Raw genomic sequence first — 25,359 nt, forward strand, 5'->3', positions numbered from 1 at the left:
CCCTCATCGCCCTGGCCATGCTCAGCCTCGGCAGCCACCGGCCCCAACTCCCCAAACGATGACCACCAAACAACCCACAAACCCAGCAGAAGACCCATATTTATGCCTCTGAGGTATACCGCTCACTACCGCATCCGCCCCGATGGAGGTGACCGACGGTGACCCCGGCCAGGCTGAAAACTACCCGTCCAGCCGGTACCCGCTACGCGTCGCGGCGGCGCAGCGCCGCCCGGCCCAGCAGCAGCGCGGCGGCGGCCCACCCGGCGAGCAGCAGCAACCCGACCAGGCTCGGGTACGGCGCGGTGTCGCCGGCCAGGAAGTGCCCGCCGGCCACCCCGGGGAACACGTCGGCGATCCGGTTCAGCACGTCGATGTCCGGCTCCTGCAGGGAGAGCGGCACGATCATCAGGGTGGCGAGGAGCACCACCACGGTGAGTACCGCGCTGCGCAGCATCGCGCCGAGGCCCAGCGCGAGCACACCGACCAGCGCCAGGTAGGTGGCGACCCGCACGATGTCACCGATCGTGTCGGCGGCGGGCGCGCTGCCCCACTCGCCGAGCACCGGCCGGGCGACCAGGGCACCGACGCCGCCGAGCAGCAGACCGAGGGCGAAGGTGACACTGCCGGCGACCACGGCCTTGGCCAGCAACACCCGGCCCCGGGACGGGGTGCACTGCAACGTGGTCCGGATGGTGCCACTGGTGAACTCGGCGGTGATCGCCAGCAGGCCCAGCGCCAGCATCACGTACTGGGTCAGCTCGACCGAGTCGACGAGCACGCTGCCGACGGTGACGATCCCCCGGTCGTCGGTCGGGTCGTCGTTGGTGTTGGCGTTGGCGGCGTAGATGGCCAGTTGGCCGGCGCTCGCGGCCATCACCAGCAGCCCGGCCAGCGCGGTCCACCAACTGCTGCGCACCGAGGAGAGCTTGGTCCACTCGGCGGCCACGGTGCCGTAGGCGGTCGTGCTGCCGGAAGCGGCAGCGGTGCCGGAACGCGTGTCGGTGCTCATCGCCGCTCACCCCCGGTCGGCCCGCCCGCGTACTCGACGCTGCCGGCGGTCAGCTCCATGAACGCCCGCTCCAGCGACGCGCCGTGCGCGCTCAGCTCGTGCAGTCGTACCCCCAGCTCGTACGCCAGGTCCCCGACCCGGTCCGCGCTGGTGCCGGTGACGGTCAGCTCGTCGCGGTCGGCGGCCTCGACGGTCGCGCCGGTGGCGGTGAGACGCGCGGCGAGGGTGGCCAGCCCGTCCGGCTGCGGGCTGCGGACCCGAACCGCGACGGTGCCGCGGGCCACCACCTCGGCGGTCGGCGCGTCGGCGAGCAGTCGTCCCCGGCCGATCACGACGAGCTGGTCGGCGGTGAGCTGCATCTCGCTCATCAGGTGGCTGGAGACGAAGACGGTCCGCCCCTGGTCGGCCAGGGAGCGCATCAGCTGCCGCACCCAGCGCACCCCGTCCGGGTCGAGGCCGTTCACCGGCTCGTCGAACATCAGCACCGGCGGGTCGCCGAGCAGCGCGCCGGCGATGCCGAGCCGCTGGCCCATGCCGAGGGAGAGGGTGCGTCCCGGCTTGCCGGCGGCCCGCGCGTCCAACCCGACGGTGTCCAACACCTCGTCGACCCGGCGCAGCGGGATGCCGTTGCTCTGCGCCATCGCCCGCAGGTGCGCCCGGCCGGACCGGGACGGGTGGATGGCCCGGGCGTCGAGCAGCGCACCCATCTCGTGCAGCGGTCGGCGCAGCTCCCGGTACGCGCGCCCGCCGATCAGCGCCTGGCCGGCCGTGGGACGGTCCAGGCCGAGGACCATCCGCATGGTGGTGGACTTGCCAGCCCCGTTGGGGCCGAGGAAACCGGTGACCCGCCCGGGTGCGATGTCGACGGTCAACGCGTCGACGGCCACCGTCGACCCGAACCGTTTCGTCAACCCACGTAGTGTGATCATGCGTTGACGCTAGGCGAGCGGCCGGTCGCCGCACCGCGCCCGAACGGCAGCGGCTGACCCTGACTTTCGTCAGGCCGGCGACGGTGCGGTCACCGGATGTAGTCGGTGAGCAGGGCCGGGGTGAGCCCGGCCCGGTGGATCGCCTTCAGGGCCGCGAGCAGGTCGTCCATCAGCGCCGGCCGGAAGTGCATGAGCAGGATGTCGCCGGGGTGTACCACCTTCTCGGGGTCTGGTAGCGAACCTTTCCCTCGTGGACGGTCTCGGTCCAGTGCAGGACCGCCTTCGCGCCGCAGTCGTGTGCGGCCCGCAACGTGGTGGAGTCGTGTTCGCCGAACGGGGGGCGGAACAGCGTCGGTCGCCTGCCGAACAGTGCCTCCAGCCGGTCGGCCGCACCGCAGATCTCCTGCTTCTGGTGGCCGTACGAGCGCCCGGCGAGGGAGGTGTGGTTGATCGTGTGATTCTCGACGGCACCGCCCGCCACCTGGATCTGCCGGAAGTAGACGTCGTGCTCCTCGGCCGCCGGCGAGTTCAGGAACATGGTGACCGGGATGTGCGCCCGCCAGACGAACTCGGCCACCGCTGGCGGACGGGCCAGACCACCGTCGTCGATGGTGATGAAGGCGACCTTCTGGTCGGTCGGCAGGCGGTGCCAGAACGCGGCGCTGCCGGTGCTGGGCAGCGGCACCGGTTGCGGTGGTGGCGCCTCGGCGAAGGCCGGCACCTGGGCCACGTACCACTCCAGGCTGCCGGGCGCGGGCTTCGCGGTGGGGGAGGGTGAGGCCGACGGTGAGGTCGACGGCGAGGGGAGCGGCGCCGACGGGGTCGGCTGGTCCACTGTGATCCGCCGGGCGTGCACCGCGGGATCGGCTGTGCAGGCGCTCAGCACGAGCACTGCCAAAAGCGGTACGACGGCGAGGATCCGACGAGCGGGGGTCGCAGACACGCCCGGAAACCTACCGAGGTGCGGTCAGGCCCGATCAGCCGGTGCGCCCGAGCGGCGCACCACCAACGCGTCCGGCATCCGGAAGGTCAGGTTGTCCGGGCACCAGGGCGCACGGACCACGTCCACCCCGTCCAGCAGCGACGCGGCCTCGGCCACCACCACTGTCGCCTCCATCCGGGCCAGCACGTCCCCGACGCAGCGGTGCGCGCCCGCCCCGAACGCCAGGTGCCGGCGCGAGCCACGCTGGCCCGGACGGAACTCGTCGGGGAACTCCACGACCGCCGGGTCCCGGCCGGCGCGGCCCAGCCACAGCACCAGGCTGGTGCCCGCCGGCACCGCCGTCCCGCCCAGCGTGCTCTCCGTCGCGGCCACCCGCCGCCAGGTGACGATCGGCGGTTCCAGCCGCAGCCCCTCCTCCACCACGTCGGCCACCGTGACGTCACCGGCGCGCAGCCCGGCCCGTACCGCGGGCTCGCCGGCCAGCCGGTGCAGCAGCAGGGTGAGGAACTGCGAGGTGGTCTCCTGCCCGGCGACCAGCAGGAAGAAGAGCGCGCCGACCACCACGTCCGCCGGGTGCCCGGCCGCGCGCAGCTCGGCGGCGAGGCCGCCGCCGGTGGCCGCGAAGTCGCGCAGCACCCGGTGGAACCGGCCCACCTCGGTGGCGAGCGCCAGCTGCCGGTCGGCGTCCAGTGGTGCCCAGAACAGCTCCAGCGCGGCGCGGGCGAACTCCTTCACCGCGCCGACCGACGCGTCCGGCAGGTCGACCAGCCGGGCCAGCACCAGCAGCGGCAGGTCGGCGGCGAGCTCCGCGTGCAGGTCGACCGGCTCACCGGCGTCCAGCGTGCCGCCGATCCGGGTGACCCGGTCCCGGACCAGCCCGGTGAGCCACTGGCGCTGCGCGGCGACCCGGGCGGGGTGCAGCGCGTCGGCGACGATCGCCCGGATCCGCGGATGGCTGGCGCCCGAGTTGTTCGCCAGGGTCGGCGGTAGCCGGAACCGGTGCCCGGCGAGCACCCGCAGCGCGGTCACCGGCATCGCCGTCACCGCGTCCAGCGCGTTGTCCGGCCGGTAGCTGACCGGGTCGGCGAGGACCTGGCGGACCAGCGCGTGCCGGGTGACGACCAGGTGGGTGCCGCCGACCTGGTCCGACACCCGGGCCACGTCCGGCCATCCGGGGTCGGTCACCTGCGCCCAGCTGCGAAACAGCACCCGGACACGCTAGCCGGAGGCCCCCGGCAACCCGGCCCGCAGCCGCCAGACGGTGGTGCGCTTCACCCGCACGCTCTCCAACGCCTCGGGCACCGGCACGTCGTACGCGGCCAGCTCGTCGAAGCGGTCCCGGGGCAGGAACGCCCGGTTGGGATCACCGACCAGCGCCGGTGCGCCGGCCCGGGTGGCGCGGAGCAGGAACCGCAGGACCCGGCGGGCCATCGCCGCGCTGTAGAAGACGTCACCGGCGAGCACCACCTCGGCGTCCCCGGCGTCGCCGTCGAGGATCCACCGCCACGTCCCGCCACATCCGGCCGGTCGGCTCGGCGTGCGCGCCGACCTCCTGCAACGCCTCGATGGCGTACGACAGGGGGAAGGCGTCACTGAGCGCCTGGAGCCAGCCGGCCATCTGGTCGCGGGCCACGAACAGCCCGCAGAGCAACAGTTGGGGGACCACCACGACTGGCAGGAACTGTACTGCCTGGAACTCGGTGCGGGCGAAGGCACTGCACAGCAGCCCGAGAGCGACCCCGAGCACGGCGTCGAGCACGGCGATCCCGATCACCAGCCCGATGTTGCCGGCGGTGTCCAGGTCGAAGACCCAGTACGCCACGGCGGCGGCGATGGCGGCCTGTACGGCGGCGGCCAGCCCGAACGCGATGCCGTAGCCGAAGAGCAGGTCGAGCTTGCCCAACGGGGTGGTGAGCAGCCGCTCCAGGGTGCCGGAGGTGCGCTCTCGGAGCATGGCGATGCTGGTCACCAGAAACATGATCACGAAGGGGAAGATGCCGAGCATCACCAGCGCGATCCGGTCGAACGTGGTCGGCTGCCCCGGCGGGGTCGGCTGGTCGGCGTACATGAAGTAGACCAGGGTGAGCAGCACGGCCGGCACCACCACGAGCAGCGCGATGGTCCGTCGGTCGTGCCGGAGCTGACGCAGGATGCGGCCGGTGGTGGCCGCCAGGATTCGCGGGTTCATGCTGTCGCCTCCCGGGTGGCTGCCGCGTCGGTGCTGGTGGTGGCCGCCTCGCCGGCCCGGATGAGACGCAGGAACGCCTCGTCGAGGTCGTCCACGCCGGCGGCGGCGCGGACCGCGGCCGGGGTGTCGTCGGCGATCAACCGCCCCTGGCGGATCAGCAGCAGCCGGTCGCAGCGGGCCGCCTCGTCCATGACGTGGCTGGACACCAGCAGGGTGGTCCCGGCGGCTGCCATCGCGTGGAACCGGGCCCACAGATCGGCCCGCAGCACCGGATCCTGGCCGACGGTCGGCTCGTCGAGGATGACCAGCTCCGGCTCCCCGACCAGGGCGCAGGCCAGGGAGGCCCGACTGCGTTGACCGCCGGAGAGGGTGGCGACCAGTTGACCGGCGGCCGGGGCCAACCCGACGTCGCGGATCGCCCGGTCGGCCTCGCCGCGCCCCCGCCCGTACAGGGCGGCGAAGTAGCGGGCGTTCTCCCGGACGGTCAGGTCCGCGTAGACGCTCGGCGCCTGGGTCAGGTAGCCGACCCGTTGCCGCAGCGCGGGGGTGCCCGCTGGTTGGCCGAGCACGGTGACAGTTCCGCCGGCGACCACCTGCACTCCGACCACCGCCCGCATGAAGGTGGTCTTGCCGCTGCCGCTGGGGCCGAGCAACCCGGTGACAGTGCCGCGCGGGACGCGGCAGGTGACGCCGTCCAGCACCCGCCGCCCACCCCGGTCCACGACCAGGTCCCGGACGGCTATCGCGTCGTCCATCACGCACCTCCGAAAGGAACTCATCATCTGTTGAAATCAACGCTAGATGAAATATCCGGCCGAGCGCAACGCCGGGACGGGTGGCCGACTGTCGGCAGTCGCAGGTGGCGCGAGAACGGGCAGTAGGCTCCGGACCGGACACGAAGTCCGCCAACGGGCATTGCGCGCCGATCGGACGTGCGGCACGATGGCGCGGTGGGTCACGCTCCGTTACCGGACAGCGGTTTTCTTCAGGATTGGGCCGCGCGGTTGCGGCAAGCCGCCGAGCGGCCGGTCGTCGGCATCCTGTTGCGCGGCAGCCATGCCCGTCGCGCCGCCACCGCGCACAGCGACGTCGACCTCGACGTGTTGGTCGGCGGTGCCCCGTACGCCGCCCGGCGGGCCTACCTCGCGGAGTCCGCAGGCCAGGTCACCCACGTCTCGGTGGCCGCCCGGGACGTCCGGTCCTGGGTGCACCGACTCGGCGAACCGGCCGACTGGGCGTTCGGGCTGCCGGTCACCGCGCCGGCACGACTGCTCTGGGCTGATCCGCACTGGCGGCCCCGAATCGACCTGCCGGTGCTCTGCCAGCCCGCCGAACCGCCCCGACTCGAAGAGTTGATCGCCACGCTGGGTAAGGCCGCCGCCGCCCGCGTGGCCAACGACCGCCTCGGCGTTCGGCTCGCCGTCGCCGACCTGGCCCGGCTCTGCCCGTCGGTGCTGCGCCCGGCCAACCCGTCGGTGCGGGTGCACTCCCGTCGGGCGGCCTTCGCGGCGGCCCTGGAGCTGCCGGTGGCCCCACCCGGCTACCGGGCGGACATGCTGCTCTGCCTCGGGCTGCGTCCGGGCGCCACCGGGCAGCTCTGGGCCGCGGCGGTACGGCTGGTCGCCGGCACGCTGCCGCTGGTCCGGCCGTACGCCGAGGAGATCGCCGAGGCGGCGGGAGCGGACCTGGCGGCGGCCCTGGTCGACGGCCGGCTGGACCGCTATGTCGCCCAGTTGGCCCGGCCCGCCGGGCCGCGTCCGCAACCCCGGCGGGAGCGGTCACCCGTGCCGGCGCCCCGTGCGGGAGAATTGGCGACTGTGCCCGTACCTGACCCGCCGGTGACCGGCGTTCCCAGTGATCCGAACGAGGCGGTCACGCCGGCTCGTCCGTCCCGGCTCGACCCGGCCATCGCAGCCATGCTGCGGCGCAGCCCCGACGGCCTGGTCGCCGCCGTGGTCCGGGCGCACGACTCCGGTGAGGTGCTGATGGTCGCCTGGATGGACGACGAGGCGTTGCACCGCACCCTCACCACCGGCCGGGCCACCTACTGGTCCCGCAGCCGTCGCGAATACTGGGTCAAGGGCGCCACCTCCGGGCACCACCAGTACGTCCGGTCCGTCGCCCTCGACTGCGACGGAGACGCCCTGCTGGTGAGCGTGGACCAGGTGGGGGCCGCCTGCCACACCGGTCACCGGACCTGCTTCTTCACCGAGTTGCCCGTCACTACCCCGGAGGCACTCCCATGACCGACGGCGCCCTGACCCCCGACCTGGACACCTTCACCGCGCTGGCCGCCAACTGGCGGGTGGTGCCGGTCACCCGGCGGCTGCTGGCCGACGCCGAGACCCCGGTCGGCGTCTACCGAAAGCTGGCCGGTGGACCGGGCACGTTCCTGTTGGAATCGGCCGAGCAGGGTGTCGGCTCGGCCGGCATGGCCTGGTCGCGGTACTCCTTCATCGGGGTACGCAGCAGCGCGACACTGGTCGAGCGCGACGGTGTGGCGAGCTGGCTCGGCCAGCCGCCGGCCGGGCTGCCCACCGAGGGCGACCCGGTGCGGATGCTGCGCGAGACGGTGGCCGCGCTGGCCGGCCCGTCCGGCGACCCGTCCGACGACCTGCCGCCGCTGACCGGGGGCATGGTCGGTTATCTCGGCTACGACCTGATCCGCCGCTTCGAACGGTTGCCCGAGCTGACCGAGGACGACCTGGGCGTGCCGGAGCTGGGCATGATGCTCGCCACCGACCTGGTGGTGCTCGACCACTACGACGGCTCGGCGATCCTGGTCGCCAACGCGGTGCTGCCGCCGTTGGACGCCCCGGACCGCGCACCGCAGGTCGCCGCCGCCTACCACCACGCGGTGGGCCGGCTGGACGCGATGACCACGGCGCTGTCCCGGCCCATCCCGCCGATGATTTCCACAGTGGAGCGTCCGCCGACCGGCGACGTGTTCTGCCGTACGCCCGACGGTGGCTACCCGAAGGCGGTGGAGGCGGCCAAGGAGGCGATCCGGGCCGGCGAGTGCTTCCAGATCGTGCTCTCCCAGCGGTTCGAACGGTCGACGCATGCCGACCCGCTGGACGTCTACCGGGTGCTGCGGACCAGCAACCCCAGCCCGTACATGTATCTGCTGCGCTTCGACGGGTTCGACATCGTCGGCTCCTCGCCGGAGGCGCACCTCAAGGTCACCGGCACGCCGGACGGGCGGCGCCGGGCGTTGCTGCACCCGATCGCCGGCACCCGGCCGCGGGGGCGGCACCCCCCGCCCGCCGACGCCGCGCTCGCCGCCGAGCTGCTCGCCGACCCGAAGGAACGGGCCGAGCACGTGATGCTCGTCGACCTGGGCCGCAACGACCTCGGGCGGGTCTGTCAGCCGGGCAGCGTGGAGGTGCCCGAGTTCGCCACCATCGAGCGGTACAGCCACGTCATGCACATCGTCTCCACCGTCACCGGCACGCTCTGTGACGACCAGACCGCCTTCGACGCGCTCGCCGCGACCTTCCCGGCCGGCACCCTCTCCGGCGCGCCCAAGGTGCGCGCCATGGAGATCATCGAGGACCTGGAGCTGGTCCGGCGTGGTGTCTACGGCGGCACGGTCGGCTACTTCGGCTTCGGCGGCGACCTGGACATGGCGATCGCCATCCGGACGGCGCTGATCCGTGACGGCCGCGCCTACGTGCAGGCCGGGGCCGGGGTGGTCGCCGACTCGGACCCGGCCGCCGAGGAGCAGGAGACCCGGAACAAGGCCGCGGCGGTGCTGGCCGCGATAGCCGCCGCCGAGACACTGCGGCCGGCCCGGTGAGCGCGAGGAGCGCAGCGCAGCGGAGCCCCGCAGTCGCGAGCGAGAGGCAAGCCCGGTGAGCGCGGTCACCCAACAGCAGGACGGGTCGCGGTCCGCCGTGGGTCGGCGGGCCCTGACGTACGCCGTGCTGCTCTGCCTGGCCGGCGCGGGCCTCGCGCTGTGGGCCGCGACGCGGAACTGGTCGGTCGAGTTCACCGCACGTCCGGCGCCGCTACCGCCGGTACGGGACGCCCGTACCGGCGCCAGCCTGCTGCCCTGGCTGCCGGCGCTGGCCCTGGTGACCCTGGCTGGTGGTGGCGCGGTGCTGGCTACCCGGGGCCGAGCACGGCAGGTGCTCGGTGTGCTGCTCGGCGTGCTCGGGCTGGCCGTGGCGGCCGGCGGCGGCTACGGGCTGGGTGCCGACGTGGGTCGGCTCGGCGAGCCGGCAGTGGCCGGCGCTCTGCCTGCTCGGTGGCCTGCTGGCCGCTGTGGGCGGCGGGTGGACGGCCCGGCGCGGCGGCGACTGGCCGGCGATGGGCGCACGGTACGAGCGCCCGTCGCGAGCTGTTCCGGAGGCCGAGTCGGCGGCGGGCCGTCGACGCCACTGGCCGGGCGGCGGACCACCGAGGCGTGGAACGCGCTGGACCGGGGCGAGGACCCGACCGCCGACTGACCCGGGTGCCGGCTGGCTGCCGGGTGTCAGCCGACGGGCTGGCGCTCCCACTGGGTGCGGCGACCGGCGCGCGGGCGGCGGTCAGCTCGGCGAACAGGCGGTTCTGCTCGGCGCGCTGGTCGGCGCGGGCCCGGTCGGCGCAGACCGCCTCCCAGGCGTTGCCCCGCGCGGTGCGCACCCGTCCCTCGCCCACCACGGCCCGTTCCACGCTGTGCACCACCCCGACGGCGAGCGATGCCACCGTCCGGGAGATGGTGGTCAGTCCGATGGTCGGAAGCGGCTCGGAGTTGCTCATGGTCACCTCGCACGAGGAGTTGCGGCGGTCGGAGCGGGCGCGCCATCGAGTCTGCCCGAGAAAGATGCTGGCCGGCTGACGTTTCGCGGTCGTGACGGCCGGGTCAACTGTCCCGCCCCGGCCTTGACCAGGGACCGTGCGCCCGGCCTTGAGCTTCCTCACAAGATTGAATGACATCGTTGTCGGTCGGCGGCGGCCGGAAACTGATGGCATGATCGATGGATCGGCCGCGGTCCGACCGTGGTCGTCGACAGGCTCCATGCCGTGTGACGGTCGTCGATACCGGAGGTGGCGCTGCGTGACACACCGTTCACGGCAAGTCGGCCATTATGCCGCAGCCCTTTTCGTGAGCAGCGCCATACCCCCGGCATTCGGCGTCGGTCGGCTGCCCCTAGCATCGGCCCATGACGCCCGGAGAGGGGAGTCCGTTGGTGACTGCTGAGCATGCGCACGCGGAGGGGGACGACGCCGGTCAGGCAGCGTCCGTAAGCGTGCTCGACGAGATTCTGGCTGGCGTACGTGAGGACGTCGCCCGACGCCAGGAGCAGGTTCCGCTGGAGCGGATCCGTGAACTGGCGGCGGCGGCACCGCCGCCGATGGACGCGTACGCGGCGCTGCGCAAGCCCGGCGTGGCCGTGATCGCCGAGGTGAAGCGCTCGTCGCCGTCCAAGGGTCGGTTGGCCGAGATCGCCGATCCGGCCGACCTCGCCGTCGACTACGCGGCCGGTGGGGCGCGGGCGATCAGCGTGCTGACCGAGGGGCGTTGGTTCGGCGGTTCGCTGGACGACCTGGCCGCCGTCCGGGCCGCGGTCACCGTGCCGGTGCTGCGCAAGGACTTCGTGGTCTCCAGCTACCAGGTGCACGAGGCGCGCGCGCACGGCGCCGACCTGGTCCTGCTGATCGTCGCCGCACTCGAACAGAACGTGCTGATGGGTCTGCTGGAGCGGATCGAGTCGCTGGGCATGACCGCCCTGGTCGAGGTGCACGACGAGGAGGAGGCCGACCGCGCCCTGGAGGCCGGCGCGCAGGTGATCGGGGTCAACGCCCGTGACCTGCGTACCCTTCAGGTCGACCGGTCGGTGTTCGAGCGGATCGCACCCGGCCTGCCCAGCAGCGTCGTCAAGATCGCCGAATCCGGCGTTCGCGGGCCACACGACCTGATCCGGTACGCCTCCGCCGGCGCCGACGCGGTCCTGGTGGGCGAGGGCCTGGTCACCCAGAAGAGCCCCCGCGAGGCGGTCGCCGAGTTGGTCAACGCAGGCAACCACCCGGCAACGCCCCGACCGGTGCGCTGACCCCGCACCGGTGTGACGTCATACCGAGAGGATTCCCGATGAGCGCCGACGCGCTGGCCCCGGTGGCCGGCCCGCAGCCCGATTCCGCCGGCCACTTCGGCCGCTTCGGCGGTCGGTTCGTCCCCGAGGCACTGGTGGCCGCCCTGGACGAGCTCGACGGGGCCTGGCGTACGGCGATGGCTGACGAGTCCTTCCAGGCCGAGTTCGCCGCGCTGCTGCGCGACTACGCGGCCACCCCGTCGTTGCTCTACGAGGCCCGGCGGTTCTCCGCCAAGGTCGGCGCGCGGGTGCTGCTCAAGCGTGAGGACCTCAACCACACCGGTGCGCACAAGGTGCGCAACGTGCTCGGCCAGGCGCTGCTCACCAAGCGGATGGGCAAGACCCGGGTGATCGCCGAGACCGGCGCCGGCCAGCACGGCGTGGCCACCGCGACCGCCGCCGCCCTGTTCGACCTGGAGTGCGTGGTCTACATGGGCCAGGTCGACACCGAGCGGCAGGCGCTCAACGTGGCCCGGATGCGGATGCTCGGCGCCACCGTCGTCCCGGTCACCAACGGCTCGCGCACCCTCAAGGACGCGATGAACGAGGCGATGCGCGACTGGGTGGCCAACGTCGACGAGACGCACTACCTGATCGGCACCGCCGCCGGCCCGCACCCGTTCCCGGCGATGGTCCGCGACTTCGTCCGGGGCATCGGTGACGAAGCCCGCCAGCAGTGCCTCGATCTCACCGGCGGCCTGCCGGACGCGGTCACCGCCTGCGTGGGCGGCGGCTCCAACGCGCTCGGCATCTTCCACGCCTTCGTTCCCGACGAGGCCGTGCGCCTGTACGGCTTCGAGGCCGGCGGCGACGGAGTGGCCACCGGCCGGCACGCGGCGAGCATCACCGGCGGGTCGGCTGGCGTGCTGCACGGCACCCGGACCTACGTGCTGCAGGACGCCGACGGGCAGACCCTGGAGTCGCACTCGATTTCCGCCGGGCTTGACTACCCGGGCGTCGGGCCCGAGCACGCCTGGTTGCACGACACCGGCCGGGCACAGTACCTGCCGGTCACCGACGACGAGGCGATGGCCGCGTTCGAGCTGCTCTGCCGCACCGAGGGCATCATCCCGGCGATCGAGAGCGCCCACGCTCTGGCCGGCACCGTCGGGCTGGCCCCGAAGCTCGCCGCCGAGCTGGGTCGCGAGCCCACCATCGTGGTCAACCTCTCCGGGCGGGGCGACAAGGACGTGCACACCGCCGGCGACTACTTCGGCATCCTCGACAAGGAGCGGTGAGATGAGCCGGATCGGAGTGGCCTTCGACAAGGCCCGCGCCGACGGACGGGCAGTGCTGGTCGGCTGCATGCCGGCAGGCTTCCCCACCGTCGAGGGCAGCATCGCCGCGATGACCGCCATGGTCGAGGCCGGCGTCGACGTGATCGAGGTGGAGATCCCCTACTCCGATCCGGTGATGGACGGCCCGGTGATCCAGCAGGCCAGTGACATCGCGCTGGCCGGGGGCGTACGCACCGCTGACACCATGCGCATCGTCGAGGCGGTGGCGGCCACCGGAGCTCCGGTGGTCACCATGACCTACTGGAACCCGGTCGAGCGGTACGGCGTGGACGTCTTCGCCCGTGACCTCGCGGCCGCCGGCGGCACCGGCCTGATCACCCCCGACCTCATTCCGGACGAGGCCGACGAGTGGCTGGCCGCCTCGGACGCGCACGGCCTGGACCGCACGTTCCTGGTCTCGCCGTCGTCCACCGACGCGCGCCTGGCGATGACCGTGGAGCACTGCCGTGGCTTCGTCTACGCGACCGCCGTGATGGGGGTGACCGGTGCCCGGGCGCGTACCTCCGACGCCGCCCCGACGCTGGTCTCCCGGGCCCGCGCGGTCACCGACCTGCCGATCGGTGTCGGCCTGGGGGTGGGCACCGGCGCGCAGGCCGGCACCGTCGCCGGTTACGCCGACGGGGTGATCGTGGGTAGCGCGCTGGTGCGCTGCCTGCTCGACGCACCCACCGAGGCGGAGGGGCTGGCTGCCCTGCGTACCCTCAGCGCCGAACTCGCCGAGGGCGTCCGCAACCCCACCCGCTGAGCCCTCGCCGGTCCGCGGCGCTCATGCCGCGCCACCTGCTGTCCGTGTCGTGCCCCGGCCGTATCTGGGTGGTGAGCGGCATACCTGTGAGGCATTTTTATGCCTCACAGGTATACCGCTCACCAGGAGATGAGTGGACCAGGGGCGGCGGGAGCGTGCGCCGGCTGCGGCGCGCGCTGTCGGGTCCGCCCCGCGTGCTCGGCCAGGCGACGGACCTCGGATTGCTCGCGGGGTCAGCGGCGCACGGACGGGCCGGTGGCCCCACCGCGTTGCTCCGGTGCCGCCGGCCCGGCGTCCACGGTGCCGGGCAGCCAGCGAACATCGCGCAGGACGCCGGAGCGGCCCGCGGTCGCGTCGAGCACAGCGGCCCGGGTGAGCGGGGTGACCGGCTCGGGTAGCGCCGCGTCGGAGTGCCAGGACAACCGGCAACCGGGCGGTGGGTTGGCCGTCGGGCCGAGGCCGGCGGCGCGGGCCCGGAACACGTGCACGAGGACGTCCGGCAGTGGCCCGGCGCGGCCGGCCGCTGTCGCCCCGCCGGGACCGGTCAGGTGGTAGACGCCGACCAGGTCGATCAGCTCGATGTCCCAGCCGGTCTCCGTGCGGATGTCGCGCAGGGCGGCCCGTACCGGGCTCTCGGCCGGGCGCAGCCGTCCGCCGGGCAGCGCGTAGCGGCGCGCCCCCCGACCCTGCTGGCAGAGCAGCACCCGGCCGGTGTCGTCGGTCACCACCGCGGCGACCGCCCAGGTGAGCGCGCTCATGGACAAAGAGCGTACGACGGCGCAAACCATAAGTCACCGAGATGCGCGCTCCGGCGGCCCGGGGTGCCGCTGCGGGGGTGTGCAGCGGTAGCGTGTGCACCCGTGACCCACGCCTCGCTGTCCCCCCAGGCGGCCCTGCCCAGTCCCAGCACCGCGGTCTGGCAGCTCGGGCCGGTGCCGATCCGGGCGTACGCGCTCTGCATCATCGCCGGCATCGTGCTGGCCTGCTGGGTGACGGAGCGCCGGCTGCGGCAGCGCGGCGTCGCGCCCGGCGCGGTGCTCGACATCGCCGTCTGGGCGGTGCCCACGGGCATCATCGGTGCCCGGATCTACCACGTGATCACCTCGCCGGAGAAATACTTCGGCGCCGGCGGGGACCCGATGAAGGCGTTTGCCATCTGGGAGGGCGGTCTCGGGATCTGGGGCGCGGTCGCCGGTGGCGCGATCGGTGCCTGGATCGCCGCCCGACAGCTCGGCATCCCGTTCGGTGTGGTGGCCGACGCGCTGGCACCCGGGCTGCCGCTGGCCCAGGCGGTCGGCCGGCTCGGCAACTGGTTCAACAACGAGCTCTTCGGCGGCCGGACCACACTGCCCTGGGGCCTGGAGATCCACCGGATGGACCCGGACAATCCCGGGCACGCGCTCCGCGACGACGCCGGCCAGCCCATCCTCGAACCGGGCCTCTATCAGCCGACCTTCCTCTACGAGTTGCTCTGGAACCTCGGTGTCGTCGCGCTGGTCCTGCTCCTCGACCGCCGGTTGAAGCTGGGCCGGGGCCGGGCGTTCGCCCTCTACGTGATGGGCTACACCGTCGGCCGCTTCTGGATCGAGCTGATCCGCACCGACGACGCCAACCAGATCCTCGGGGTCCGGCTCAACGTCTGGACCGCCGCCCTGGTCTTCCTCGGCGCGTTGATCTACTTCGTGCGGGTGCGCGGCCCTCGGGAGTACCTCATCCCGCTCGACGCGGCCACGACGACCCCGCCCCCGGCGCGTCCGACCTGTCCCAGGTCGACCTCGCCGAGCGGGAGACGCCCACCCGGGCCGCCGCGCCGGAGGGCTACCGGGTGGTGAGCGAGGAGCAGTACGCCACCTGGCGGGACACCGGCGTCCTCCCCTCGGAACCAGCGGGCGACGACGACTCCCGGCCGGCTGACGACGAGCCGTCCGGGGAGGCGACGCCCGTCGACCGTCCGTCCCGCGACCAGGAGTCGATGGACGAGCCCGCGGTCTCCGGCACCGACCGGGCCGACGCCACCGGTGCGCGTCCCGTCGACCGGGACAGCTGAGCGGGGGCGGCAACGATGCGAAGCGCGGTGGTGGTCGGCGCGGGGGTCGGTGGCCTCGCGGTCGCCGGCGCGCTCGCCCGCTCCGCTGGCAGGTCACCCTCCTGGAACGCGCCGAGCGGGTCCGCCCGGAGCCGACCGCCGTGGTCCTCTGGCCCAACGGCGTCCGCGCGCTCCAGGCCCTCGGCCTCGGCGCGGGCCTGGCCGCCATCGCCACCCCGCTGCCCGACGGCGGGGTCCGTCGCCCGGACGGGCACTGGCTCGTGCAGCCACGGCCCATCCCGGCCGACCGGATGCCGGTGGTGGTGCACCGCGAGGACCTGCACGACGCGTTGATCGCCGGCCTCGGCGAGCGGGTCGAGCTGCGCACCGGGGTGACCGTGCGGCACGTCCGCGTCGAGCCGGGTGAGCGACCGGGGGTCAGCGACGGACGGCACACCATCGAGGCCGACCTGGTCGTCGCCGCCGACGGCACGGACAGCGGCATCCGCCGGCAACTCGCCCCGGAGTCCCGGGTGGTCAGCTCCGGGTGCGCCGCCTGGCGGGCCGTCATCCCCTGGTATCAGGCACCGCGACTGCCCGACGATCAGCCGCTGGCCGGTGAGATCCTCGGCGCGGGTTACCGGTTCGTGGCCGCGTCGCTGGGTGAGCGTGGCTCTTCCGGTGGTTCCACCCGGGGCGGCATCTACTGGGTGGCAACCGCCGCCGGCGCGCCCCGCCCGGAACCACCGGAGACCCAGCTCGCACTGCTGCGCCGCTGGTACGCGGGCTGGCCCGCCCCGGTCGGCGCGCTGCTCGACGCCACCGACCCGGCCGACCTGGTGCAGCAGGAGGTCCGCGAGCTGCGACCGCTGCCGCGCGCGTACGGCTTTCCGGTCGGGCCCGGCGGGGTGGTGCTGCTCGGCGACGCGGCGCACGCCATGCCGCCGCACCTCGGGCAGGGCGCCTGTCTGGCGTTCGAGGACGCCGCCACGCTCGCGTCGTTGCTGCGTGAGGCGCGGCTGCCCGACGCCGTCCAGACGTACGACCGGGTGCGCCGCCCCCGGGCCGCGACAGTGGTCCGGCAGACCCGGCGGATGTCGGCGGTGCTGCAGACCCGGGGCCGGTTGGCGCTGCGCGCCCGGGACGCCGCACTGGGCACGATCAACTCGCGACTGCTCTCCAGCGCCGCCGCCACCGCCGCCCAGTGGCGGCCGCCGGCCTGATCGTCAGGGGATCAGGGCGGCGGGCTCGGCGATGCAGGCGGTGCCGATGCGGCGGAAGCCGACCCGCAGGTAGACCCGCGCGATCTCCTCGCTGCCCGCCGAGAGGAAGACCAGGTCGGTGCCGGCGGCGAGGAGTTCCCGGGCCAGGGTGGCGGTGACCGCGGCGCCCAGCCCGCGTCGCCGGGCGGACGGCAGGGTGGCCACCCCGGCGATCTCCGCGACGTCGCCCACCCGCATCGCCATCCCGCTGGCCAGCGCACCCTCGGTGGGGGTGCCGGCCAGCACGGAGATCCGTCGGCCATCGGCGATGCGGGTGCGCTCCTCGTCCAGCGCGGCGAGTTCGAGTTCGGTGACGGCCGCGTCGCGTTCGGCCGGGCCGGCCGGACCGGGCGCGGTGCCGGGGGCGGCGAACGACACCGCGGCCACCGCGCGTCGGGCGGCGACGTCGGCGGCGAACCCGGGGGAGTCGGCGGCCAGCACCCGGACCGCCGCGTCGGTGAGCGTCGCCGGGTCGGGCAGCGCGGTCGGGTCGAGCACCATCAGCGGCGCCTCCAGCACGGCGAGCCCCGCCGAGCGGGCCACCGCAAGCAGGTCCGGGGTGGTCTCGTGCACCCATTCGAAGGCCTCCGGCAGGCCCAGCTTCCGTTGCCGTTCGCGGGCCGAGGTCACGTCGGCCAGCGACGGCGCCTCGGTGGCGTCGAGCCGTGGGCGGGCGTAGAACGGCCAGCCGGCGCCCTCGCGGACGAACAGCACCAGCCCGCCATGCTCCTCCGCACCGGCTACGTCGCGGGGCACCGCGTCGTAGAAGTGCTCCAACCGGTCGAAGACGTGCTTGTGTCGCGGATCCACCGCGCGAGACTACACGTCCCAGCTGGTGGACGGTGTGATCAATCTCGGGTGGCCGTCCGACGCGAGCCCTAACGTAGACTCAATAGACCCACGGGCCGACGTCGTCCCCACACATGATCAACCTGAGTGACGACAGGAGGCCCGGTGGCTCAGCCGTACCCGGACAAGACACAGCCGTACCCGCAGGCGTCCCCCACGCCCGACCCCCGTCCGTCCGCCCAGGGCCTCTACGACCCCGCGCAGGAGCACGACGCCTGCGGGGTGGCCTTCGTGGCGGACCTGCACGGCCGGCGTTCGCACGCGGTCGTCGCCAACGGGCTCGGCGCGCTCTGTCGACTGGACCACCGGGGCGCCCGTGGTGCGGAGCCGAACACCGGCGACGGCGCGGGCATCATGATCCAGGTGCCCGACGCGTTCCTGCGCGCGGTGGCCGACGTCGCGCTGCCCCCGGCGGGCGAATACGCCACCGGGCTGGTCTTCCTCCCCGACGACGACGCCGCCGAGGCGCGGGCCCGGCGGGTGGTCGAGAAGTACGCGCTGGTCGAGGGTGCCGACCTGCTCGGCTGGCGGGACGTGCCCACCGACCCGGGCGAGCTGGGCGAGACCGCCCTGGCGGCGATGCCCCGGGTCCGTCAGCTCTTCCTCGCCGCGCGACGCCTCACCGACGCCCCCGGTGGGCCGGCCGGCTCCCCGCTCAGCAGCATCGAGCTGGACCGGGTGGCGTTCTGTCTGCGCAAGCAGGCCGAGCGGGAGACCGCCGAGCGGGGCGTGCCGGCGTACTTCCCGTCGCTGTCCAGCCGCACGATGGTCTACAAGGGCATGCTCACCCCCGACCAGCTGCCGGCGTTCTATCCGGACCTGCGCGACGAGCGGGTGGAGAGCGCGATCGCGCTGGTGCACTCCCGGTTCTCCACCAACACCTTCCCGTCCTGGCCGCTGGCGCACCCGTACCGGTTCATCGCCCACAACGGCGAGATCAACACGATCCGGGGCAACCGCAACTGGATGCAGGCGCGCGAGGCGCTGCTGCGCTCGCCGAACGTGCCCGGCAACATCCGCCGGGTCTTCCCGGTCTGCACCCCCGCCGCCTCCGACTCGGCGAACTTCGACGAGGTGCTGGAGTTGCTGCACCTGGCCGGGCGGAGCCTGCCGCACGCGGTGCTCATGATGATCCCCGAGGCGTGGGAGAACGACCCCGGCATGGAGCCGGGCAAGCGGGCCTTCTACCGCTTCCACGCCAGCCTGATGGAGCCGTGGGACGGGCCGGCGTCGGTGGCGTTCACCGACGGCGAGATCGTCGGCGCGGTGCTGGACCGCAACGGGCTGCGTCCGGGGCGCTGGTGGCAGACCGATGACGGGCTCGTCGTGCTCGGCTCCGAGGCGGGCGTGCTCGACCTCGACCCGGCCCACGTGGTCGCGAAGGGGCGACTCCAGCCGGGAAAAATGTTCCTGGTCGACACCGTCGCCGGGCGGATCGTGCACGACGAGGAGATCAAGTCCGAGCTGGCCGCCGCCCAGCCGTACGGCGAGTGGCTGCACGCCGGGCTGATCGAGCTGGACGACCTGCCGGCCCGCGAGCACACCGTCTACACGCACGACTCGGTACGCCGCCGGCAGCAGACCTTCGGCTACACGCAGGAGGAGCTGAAGATCCTGCTCGGGCCGATGGCCCGCACCGGCGCCGAGCCGATCGGCTCGATGGGCACCGACACCCCGATCGCGCCGCTGTCCACCCGGCCGCGGCTGCTCTACGACTACTTCCACCAGCTCTTCGCCCAGGTGACCAACCCTCCGCTGGACGCCATCCGCGAGGAGCTGGTGACCAGCCTGGCGTCGACCATCGGCCCGGAGGGCAACCTGCTCGACCCGGGTGCCGCGAGCTGCCGGCAGATCGTGCTCCCGCACCCGATCATCGACAACGACGAGCTGGCCAAGATCCTCTCCATCGACGAGGACGGCGACCTGCCCGGTTTCAAAGCGGTCCGGGTGTCCGGGCTGTACCGGATCCGGGAGGGCGCCGCCGGGATCAAGGCACGGCTGACCGAGATCTGCCGGCACGTCTCCGAGGCGATCGAGGACGGCGTCCGCATCCTGGTGCTCTCCGACCGGGACTCCAACGCCGACCTGGCACCGATCCCGTCCCTGCTGCTCACCGCCGCCGTGCACCAGCACCTGGTGCGCGAGCAGACCCGTACGCAGGCGGCGCTGATCGTGGAGTCCGGCGACTGCCGGGAGGTGCACCACGCGGCGGTGCTGATCGGTTACGGCGCGGCGGCGGTCAATCCCTACCTGGCGTTCGAGTCGGTGGAGGACATGATCTCCACGGGTGCGCTGGCCGGGGTGGCACCGCCCGTCGCGGTGCGCAACTACGCCAAGGCGCTCGGCAAGGGCGTCCTGAAGATCATGTCGAAGATGGGCATCTCGACGGTCTCCTCGTACTGCGGCGCGCAGGTCTTCGAGGCGGTCGGGCTGGACACCCGGCTGGTCGAGCGGTATTTCCGGGGCACACCCAGCCGCATCGGCGGGGTGGGGCTGGCCGGCGTGCACGCCGAGGTCGCCGCCCGGCACGCGCTGGCCTGGCCGCCGGCCGGCACGGCAAGCTCCGACCGGCTGGAGGTCGGCGGCGAGTACCAGTGGCGTCGCGAGGGCGAGCTGCACCTGTTCGACCCGGAGACGGTCTTCCTGCTCCAGCACGCCACCCGCAGCCGGCAGTACGACGTGTTCCGCGAGTACACCGCAAAGGTCGACGCGCTCGCCGCGCAGGCCGGCTCGCTGCGCGGGCTGTTCACAGTGCGCACCGGGCTCCGCCCGGCGGTGCCGATCGAGGAGGTCGAGCCGGCCGCCGAGATCGTCAAGCGGTTCGCCACCGGCGCCATGTCGTACGGGTCGATCTCCGCCGAGGCGCACGAGACGCTCGCCATCGCGATGAACCGGCTCGGCGGCAAGTCCAACACCGGCGAGGGTGGCGAGGACGTCGAACGGCTCTACGACCCGGCCCGCCGCTCGTCGGTCAAGCAGATCGCCAGCGGACGGTTCGGCGTGACCAGCGAATACCTGGTCAACGCCGACGACCTCCAGATCAAGATGGCCCAGGGCGCCAAGCCGGGCGAGGGCGGTCAGCTGCCCGGCAACAAGGTCTGGCCGTGGATCGCCCGGACCCGGCACGCCACCCCCGGCGTCGGTCTGATCTCCCCGCCACCACACCACGACATCTACTCCATCGAGGACCTCGCCCAGCTGGTGCACGACCTCAAGTGCGTCAACCCGACCGCCCGGGTGCACGTCAAGCTGGTCAGCGAGGTCGGCGTCGGCACCGTCGCCGCCGGGGTGGCGAAGCTCAAGGCGGACGTCATCCTGATCTCCGGCCACGACGGCGGCACCGGCGCGTCCCCGATGAACTCGCTCAAGCACGCCGGCACCCCGTGGGAGCTGGGGCTGGCCGAGGCGCAGCAGACGCTGCTGCTCAACAAGCTGCGCGACCGGGTCACCGTGCAGGTCGACGGGCAGCTCAAGACCGGCCGGGACGTGCTGATCGCGGCGCTGCTCGGCGCGGAGGAGTTCGGCTTCGCGACCGCGCCGCTGATCGTCGCCGGCTGCGTGATGATGCGGGTCTGCCACCTGGACACCTGCCCGGTCGGCATCGCCACGCAGAACCCGGTGCTGCGCGAGCGCTTCACCGGCACCCCGGAGTTCGTGGAGAACTTCTTCCTCTTCCTCGCCGAGGAGGTCCGGGGTTACCTGGCCGAGCTGGGCTTCCGGTCGATCGAGGAGGCGATCGGGCAGTCCGAGCTGCTCGACGTGGCCCCGGCGGTGACGCACTGGAAGGCACACGGCCTGGACCTGGCACCCGTCCTGCACCTGCCGGAGCTGCCCGCCGACGCCGCCCGACGCGGGATCCGCGCCCAGGACCACGGCCTGGAGCAGGCACTGGACAACGAGCTGATCGCGCTGGCCGGCCCGGCGTTGACGGACGCCGCCCCGGTGCGGGTCGAGGTGGCGGTGCGCAACGAGCACCGCAGCGTCGGCGCGATGCTCGGCGGCGAGGTGACCCGTCGCTTCGGCGGCGCCGGCCTCCCCGAGGACACCATCGAGTTCGTGCTGCACGGCACGGCCGGGCAGTCGTTCGGCGCGTTCCTGCCGCGCGGGGTGACCCTGCGGCTGCACGGCGACGCCAACGACTACGTCGGCAAGGGCCTCTCCGGCGGGCGGCTGATCGTCCGCCCGGACGCCGCCGCGCCGTTCCTCGACCCGGAGGCGGAGCCGGGGCGGCGGGCCGAGGACCAGATCATCGCCGGCAACACCATCCTGTACGGGGCCACCGCGGGCGAGGTCTTCCTACGCGGCCGGGTGGGGGAGCGGTTCGCGGTCCGCAACTCCGGTGCGGTCGCCGTCGTCGAGGGCGTCGGTGACCACGGCTGCGAGTACATGACCGGCGGCACCGTGGTGGTGCTCGGCGGGACCGGCCGGAACTTCGCGGCCGGCATGTCCGGCGGCACGGCGTTCGTGCACCAGCTGGACCGCGCCCGGGTCAACACGGAGCTGGTCGACCTGACGCCGCTCGGCGAGCAGGAGCAGTCGCTGCTGCACGAGCTGGTCCAACGGCACGTGGCCGAGACCGGGTCGGCGGTCGCCGAGGAGCTGCTCAAGCGGTGGCCGGAGGCGGTCACCGAGTTCACCGCGGTGGTCCCCCGCGACTACCGCCGGGTGCTGGAGATCATGCGGGCCGCCGAAGCCGCCGGCCGCGACGTCGACGACGCGGTGATGGGCGCGCTGAGCGCCCCCGCCGCGCCGGTGCCGCCCGCCCCGCGGGTGGCGGCCCAGGAGGTGGCACGTGCCTGACCCGAACGGTTTCCTGCGCTACGACCGGCGGCTGCCGGCCCGCCGCCCGGTGCCGGTGCGGATCAGCGACTGGCGGGAGGTGTACCCGCCGGCCGGCGAGGAGCTGGTCCGCGAGCAGGCCACCCGGTGCATGGACTGCGGCATCCCGTTCTGCCACGACGGCTGCCCGCTGGGCAACCGCATCCCGGACTGGAACGACCTGGTCCGCACCGGCAACTGGGACGCGGCGGTGGAGTCGCTGCACGCCACCAACAACTTCCCGGAGTTCACCGGCCGGCTCTGCCCGGCACCCTGCGAGGCGGCCTGCGTGCTCGGCATCTCCGGCGGCCAGCCGGTGACCATCAAGCAGGTCGAGGTGGAGATCGCCGACGCGGCGGCGGCCCGCGGTTTCACCCCGCGTCCGGTACCGGCGCCGTCGGGTCGGTCGGTCGCCGTCGTCGGCTCCGGGCCCGCCGGCCTGGCCGCCGCCCAGCAACTGGCCCGCGCCGGTCACGCGGTGACGGTGTACGAGCGCGACGACGCGATCGGCGGTCTGCTCCGGTACGGCATCCCCGACTTCAAGTTGGAGAAGCGGCACATCGACGCCCGGCTCGCCCAGCTCGTCGCCGAGGGGGTGCGCTTCCGCACCGGCGTGAACGTCGGGGTGGACATCACCGCCGAGCAGCTGCGCGCCGAGCACGACGCGGTGCTGCTGGCCTGCGGTGCGCTCCAGGGCCGGGACACCCCGGAGACCCCCGGGCGGGCGCTTCGCGGCGTACACCAGGCGATGGCGCACCTGGTCGCGGCGAATCGCGCGGTCGCCGCCGTGACCGCCGACCAGCCCGGCGGGGGCCGGCCGGCCCCCGCGGCACTGCCGGACGGCACAGCGATCGACGCGGCCGGCAGGCACGTAGTGATCATCGGTGGCGGTGACACGGCGGCTGACTGCCTCGGCGTCGCGCACCGGCAGGGCGCCGCTGGCGTGCACCAGCTCGACCTCTACCCGCAGCCGCCCGAGACGCGCGACGAGGCGCGGGACCCGTGGCCGACCTGGCCGTGGATCCTGCGCAGCTACCCGGCGCACGAGGAGGGTGGCGAGCGGGTCTTTGCGGTGGCGGTGCAGGAGTTCGTGGACGACGGCACCGGCCAGGTGCGGGCGGTACGGATTGCCGAGGTCACCGTGGAGAAGGTCGACGGGCGGCGAGTGGTGACCGTGGTGCCGGGCTCCGAGCGGGAGTTGCCGGCCGACCTGGTGTTGCTGGCGATCGGCTTCGAGGGCACCGAGCAGCAGCCGCTGCTGGCCCAGTTCGGCGTGGTCCGCAACCCCCGGGGCGCGGTCGACGCCCGCGACGACTGGCAGACCGCCGCCGACGGGGTGTTCGTGGCCGGTGACATGCACCGGGGTGCCTCGTTGATCGTCTGGGCCATCGCCGAGGGACGTGCGGCGGCCGCCGCCATCCACGGCTACCTCGGCGGTGTCGGTGCCCTGCCGGCCCCGGTGGGTCCGGCCGCGCAGGCGCTCGCCGCGCGGTGAGCTGAGGGCGTCCGGTCGGCGTGGTGGCTCCGCTGCCCACCGGCCGGACGCCGCCCCCTGGTGAAGCCGCTCACAAACCTGGGCGCAAAGGTTTGAGCCGGCAAGACTTGTCGGCTGCCGAACCGCGCCGCGATCGGCATGAACGATCATGCCGCCGATCGCTGGAGGTTCGTCGTGGCCCGAGGTGCCACCTTCGCCGCGCTGCGCCACCGTAACTACCGGATCTGGGCGCTCGCCGGGTTCGTCTCCGTCATCGGCACCTGGATGCAGGTCCTCGGGGTCAACTGGTACGTCCTGAAGGAGACCGGCTCGGCGACGTCCATGGGCTTCGCGGTGCTGCTCCAGGCGGCACCCACCCTGCTGCTCAGCGTCTGGGGAGGTGTCCTGGCCGACCGTCTGCCGGCCCGCCCGTTGCTGATCACCGCCCAGGTGGCCCACGCGGCGCTCGCCGCCGGGCTGGGCGCGGTCGCCCTGACCGGTTTCGGCGGCCTACCGCTGATCTTCGCGATCTCCCTGGCCACCGGTGCCGTCTCGGCCATCGAGGGCCCGGTGATGGGGCGCTGGGCCGCCAGCCTCGTCGACCGGGAGACGCTGGGCAACGCCCTGGCGCTCGGCTCGCTCACCAACTCCGCCGGCCGCATCCTCGGCATGAGCCTCGGTGCCGTCGTGGTGGCCGCCGTCGGTCCCGCCCTGCTCTTCGGCATCAACGCGGCGAGCTTCGCCGCTGTCGTGGTGGCGCTGTTCGCCGTCCGACCGGAGGGCGGGGCCGGCCTCGCGGCGCCGGCGGGCGCTCCGAACCGTGGCGGTGTCCGCGCCGGGTTCGCCTACCTGCGTGGGCAGCCGGTGCTGCTGCTCGCGCTCGCCCTGTCGTTCGTGCTCGGCAGCCTGGGCCGCAACTACCAGGTGACGATGGCGGCGATGAGCGACGGGCCGTTGGCCGGCGGGGCGGCCGGCTATGGAGTGCTGTCGACGGTGTTCGCGATCGGCACGGTCGTGGGTGCGCTCGTCGCGGCCCGGCGGCGCTCCCTGGGCTACCGGACGCTTGTCGCCGCGGGCCTGTTCGCCAGCGGGCTACAGATCGTCGCCGGCCTCGCCCCGGGCACCTGGAGCTTCGCCGCGGTGATCCTGCCGATCGCCGCCGCCGCCGTGGTCATCGACACCACCGTCGGCACCCGCGCCCAACTCGACACCGACAGCGCGATGCGCGGGCGGGTGCTCGCCGCGCTGGCCGTCACCGGCTCGGTCTCCGCCGCCGTCGGTGCCCCGCTGCTCGGCTGGCTCGCCGAACACGCCGGGCCGCGCCAGACACTCGTCCTCGCCGGAACCGCCGCGGCGATCGCCACGGCGGTGGCGGCGGTCGCCCTGGACCGCCAGCACGGCCGCGCGGTGACGCTCGCGCTTGTCGTTCCTCGGCCACGCCATCCGGTACGACGGGCGGCGTGGACGGCGGCGCGCCTTGTTCGACCCGCCGGGGCGGTCTGCGTCATCGCGCCCGCCGACCCAGTCCGGCCTGGCTGGTCCCGGCCCGGTTGGGGCCGGGCCGCGCCAGACACTCGTCCTCGCCGGAACCGCCGCGGCGATCGCCACGGCGGTGGCGGCGGTCGCCCTGGACCGCCAGGCACGGCCGCGCGGTGACGCTCGCGCTTGTCGTTCCTCGGCCACGCCATCCGGTACGACGGGCGGCGTGGACGGCGGCGCGCCTTGTTCGACCCGCCGG

General features: G+C 73.6%; 16 protein-coding genes and 6 pseudogenes. 12 read left to right on the forward strand and 10 right to left on the reverse strand.

Annotated elements, in window-relative coordinates; translation table 11 throughout:
* Window positions 1–202 precede the first annotated feature (202 nt).
* The 7 genes and pseudogenes from JM949_RS16770 to JM949_RS16800 all read right to left on the reverse strand — a co-directional run bounded on the left by JM949_RS16770 (window position 203) and on the right by JM949_RS16800 (window position 5,824).
* Window positions 203–1,009: an ABC transporter permease gene (locus JM949_RS16770; RefSeq protein ID WP_238433311.1), complete on the reverse strand. Its 807-nt coding sequence runs from the start codon at window positions 1,007–1,009 to the stop codon at window positions 203–205.
* Window positions 1,006–1,938 carry an ABC transporter ATP-binding protein gene (locus JM949_RS16775; protein ID WP_203149387.1) on the reverse strand — a complete coding sequence of 311 codons (933 nt, stop codon included), beginning with the start codon at window positions 1,936–1,938 and terminating at the stop codon, window positions 1,006–1,008. Before JM949_RS16775 ends, JM949_RS16770 begins: the two co-directional genes overlap by 4 nt.
* 169 nt (window positions 1,939–2,107) lie before the next feature.
* Window positions 2,108–2,881, reverse strand: coding sequence for a polysaccharide deacetylase family protein (locus tag JM949_RS16780; protein WP_309232189.1), 774 nt, complete (start codon window positions 2,879–2,881; stop codon window positions 2,108–2,110).
* A 24-nt stretch (window positions 2,882–2,905) separates the two neighbouring features.
* Entirely contained in the window at window positions 2,906–4,090 is a 1,185-nt protein-coding gene (locus JM949_RS16785; protein ID WP_203149388.1) for a cytochrome P450, read from the reverse strand.
* A gap of 9 nt (window positions 4,091–4,099) precedes the next feature.
* Window positions 4,100–4,378 (reverse strand): annotated as a pseudogene (locus JM949_RS16790) (methyltransferase); the annotation flags it as partial.
* Window positions 4,332–5,069 (reverse strand): ABC transporter permease, encoded by a 738-nt coding sequence (locus tag JM949_RS16795; protein WP_203149389.1) that lies wholly within the window; start codon window positions 5,067–5,069, stop codon window positions 4,332–4,334. The gene JM949_RS16795 and the pseudogene JM949_RS16790, both read right to left, overlap by 47 nt.
* Window positions 5,066–5,824 (reverse strand): ABC transporter ATP-binding protein, encoded by a 759-nt coding sequence (locus JM949_RS16800; protein ID WP_203149390.1) that lies wholly within the window; start codon window positions 5,822–5,824, stop codon window positions 5,066–5,068. Before JM949_RS16800 ends, JM949_RS16795 begins: the two co-directional genes overlap by 4 nt.
* A gap of 558 nt (window positions 5,825–6,382) precedes the next feature.
* Between JM949_RS16800 and JM949_RS37190 the strand changes: the two are divergent.
* The 4 genes and pseudogenes from JM949_RS37190 to JM949_RS16815 all read left to right on the forward strand — a co-directional run.
* A pseudogene (locus JM949_RS37190) lies at window positions 6,383–6,706 on the forward strand (phosphoribosyl-AMP cyclohydrolase); the annotation flags it as partial.
* Window positions 6,707–6,886: 180 nt separating this feature from the next.
* Window positions 6,887–7,315 carry a phosphoribosyl-AMP cyclohydrolase gene (hisI, locus tag JM949_RS37195; RefSeq protein WP_309232192.1) on the forward strand — a complete coding sequence of 143 codons (429 nt, stop codon included), beginning with the start codon at window positions 6,887–6,889 and terminating at the stop codon, window positions 7,313–7,315.
* The gene (locus JM949_RS16810; protein ID WP_203149392.1) at window positions 7,312–8,868 is read left to right on the forward strand and encodes an anthranilate synthase component I; all 1,557 of its coding nucleotides are present in this window, start codon (window positions 7,312–7,314) and stop codon (window positions 8,866–8,868) included. Before hisI ends, JM949_RS16810 begins: the two co-directional genes overlap by 4 nt.
* Before the next feature lie 55 nt (window positions 8,869–8,923).
* A pseudogene (locus JM949_RS16815) lies at window positions 8,924–9,520 on the forward strand (Trp biosynthesis-associated membrane protein).
* A gap of 67 nt (window positions 9,521–9,587) precedes the next feature.
* Here JM949_RS16815 and JM949_RS37200 read toward each other — a convergent pair.
* Window positions 9,588–9,815 (reverse strand): annotated as a pseudogene (locus JM949_RS37200) (hypothetical protein); the annotation flags it as partial.
* A 491-nt stretch (window positions 9,816–10,306) separates the two neighbouring features.
* On the opposite strand from JM949_RS37200, the gene trpC reads away from it, so the two are divergent.
* From trpC to trpA, 3 genes are read left to right on the forward strand one after another with little or no spacing between them, the layout of a single operon-like run.
* Complete coding sequence (trpC, locus tag JM949_RS16825; protein ID WP_203149399.1) at window positions 10,307–11,110, forward strand: indole-3-glycerol phosphate synthase TrpC; 804 nt, start codon at window positions 10,307–10,309, stop codon at window positions 11,108–11,110.
* Window positions 11,111–11,148: 38 nt separating this feature from the next.
* Window positions 11,149–12,387: a tryptophan synthase subunit beta gene (gene trpB / locus JM949_RS16830; RefSeq protein ID WP_203149394.1), complete on the forward strand. Its 1,239-nt coding sequence runs from the start codon at window positions 11,149–11,151 to the stop codon at window positions 12,385–12,387.
* 1 nt (window position 12,388) lies between these two features.
* Complete coding sequence (gene trpA, locus JM949_RS16835) at window positions 12,389–13,192, forward strand: tryptophan synthase subunit alpha (RefSeq protein ID WP_203149395.1); 804 nt, start codon at window positions 12,389–12,391, stop codon at window positions 13,190–13,192.
* Window positions 13,193–13,425: 233 nt separating this feature from the next.
* Here trpA and JM949_RS16840 read toward each other — a convergent pair whose 3' ends face one another.
* The gene (locus JM949_RS16840; protein WP_203149396.1) at window positions 13,426–13,950 is read right to left on the reverse strand and encodes an NUDIX hydrolase; all 525 of its coding nucleotides are present in this window, start codon (window positions 13,948–13,950) and stop codon (window positions 13,426–13,428) included.
* Window positions 13,951–14,052: 102 nt separating this feature from the next.
* Here JM949_RS16840 and lgt point away from each other — a divergent pair.
* Both lgt and JM949_RS16850 read left to right on the forward strand, forming a co-directional pair.
* A pseudogene (lgt, locus tag JM949_RS16845) lies at window positions 14,053–15,239 on the forward strand (prolipoprotein diacylglyceryl transferase).
* Window positions 15,240–15,254: 15 nt separating this feature from the next.
* A pseudogene (locus JM949_RS16850) lies at window positions 15,255–16,441 on the forward strand (FAD-dependent oxidoreductase).
* A 3-nt stretch (window positions 16,442–16,444) separates the two neighbouring features.
* On the opposite strand, the gene JM949_RS16855 reads toward JM949_RS16850, so the two are convergent.
* Window positions 16,445–17,290, reverse strand: coding sequence for a GNAT family N-acetyltransferase (locus JM949_RS16855; protein ID WP_309232190.1), 846 nt, complete (start codon window positions 17,288–17,290; stop codon window positions 16,445–16,447).
* Between the two features lie 144 nt (window positions 17,291–17,434).
* Between JM949_RS16855 and gltB the strand changes: the two genes are divergently transcribed.
* From gltB to JM949_RS16870, 3 genes are all read left to right on the forward strand, one after another.
* Complete coding sequence (gene gltB / locus JM949_RS16860; RefSeq protein WP_203149397.1) at window positions 17,435–22,129, forward strand: glutamate synthase large subunit; 4,695 nt, start codon at window positions 17,435–17,437, stop codon at window positions 22,127–22,129.
* Window positions 22,122–23,642: a glutamate synthase subunit beta gene (locus tag JM949_RS16865; protein WP_203149398.1), complete on the forward strand. Its 1,521-nt coding sequence runs from the start codon at window positions 22,122–22,124 to the stop codon at window positions 23,640–23,642. The genes gltB and JM949_RS16865 overlap by 8 nt, the downstream gene beginning before the upstream one ends.
* Window positions 23,643–23,816: 174 nt before the next feature.
* A complete protein-coding gene (locus JM949_RS16870) occupies window positions 23,817–25,277 on the forward strand; it encodes an MFS transporter (protein WP_309232191.1) in 1,461 nt (486 codons plus the stop codon).
* Window positions 25,278–25,359: the final 82 nt, after the last annotated feature.

It is taken from the genome of Micromonospora tarensis, from assembly GCF_016803395.1.
Taxonomy (GTDB): Bacteria; Actinomycetota; Actinomycetes; order Mycobacteriales; family Micromonosporaceae; genus Micromonospora; species Micromonospora tarensis.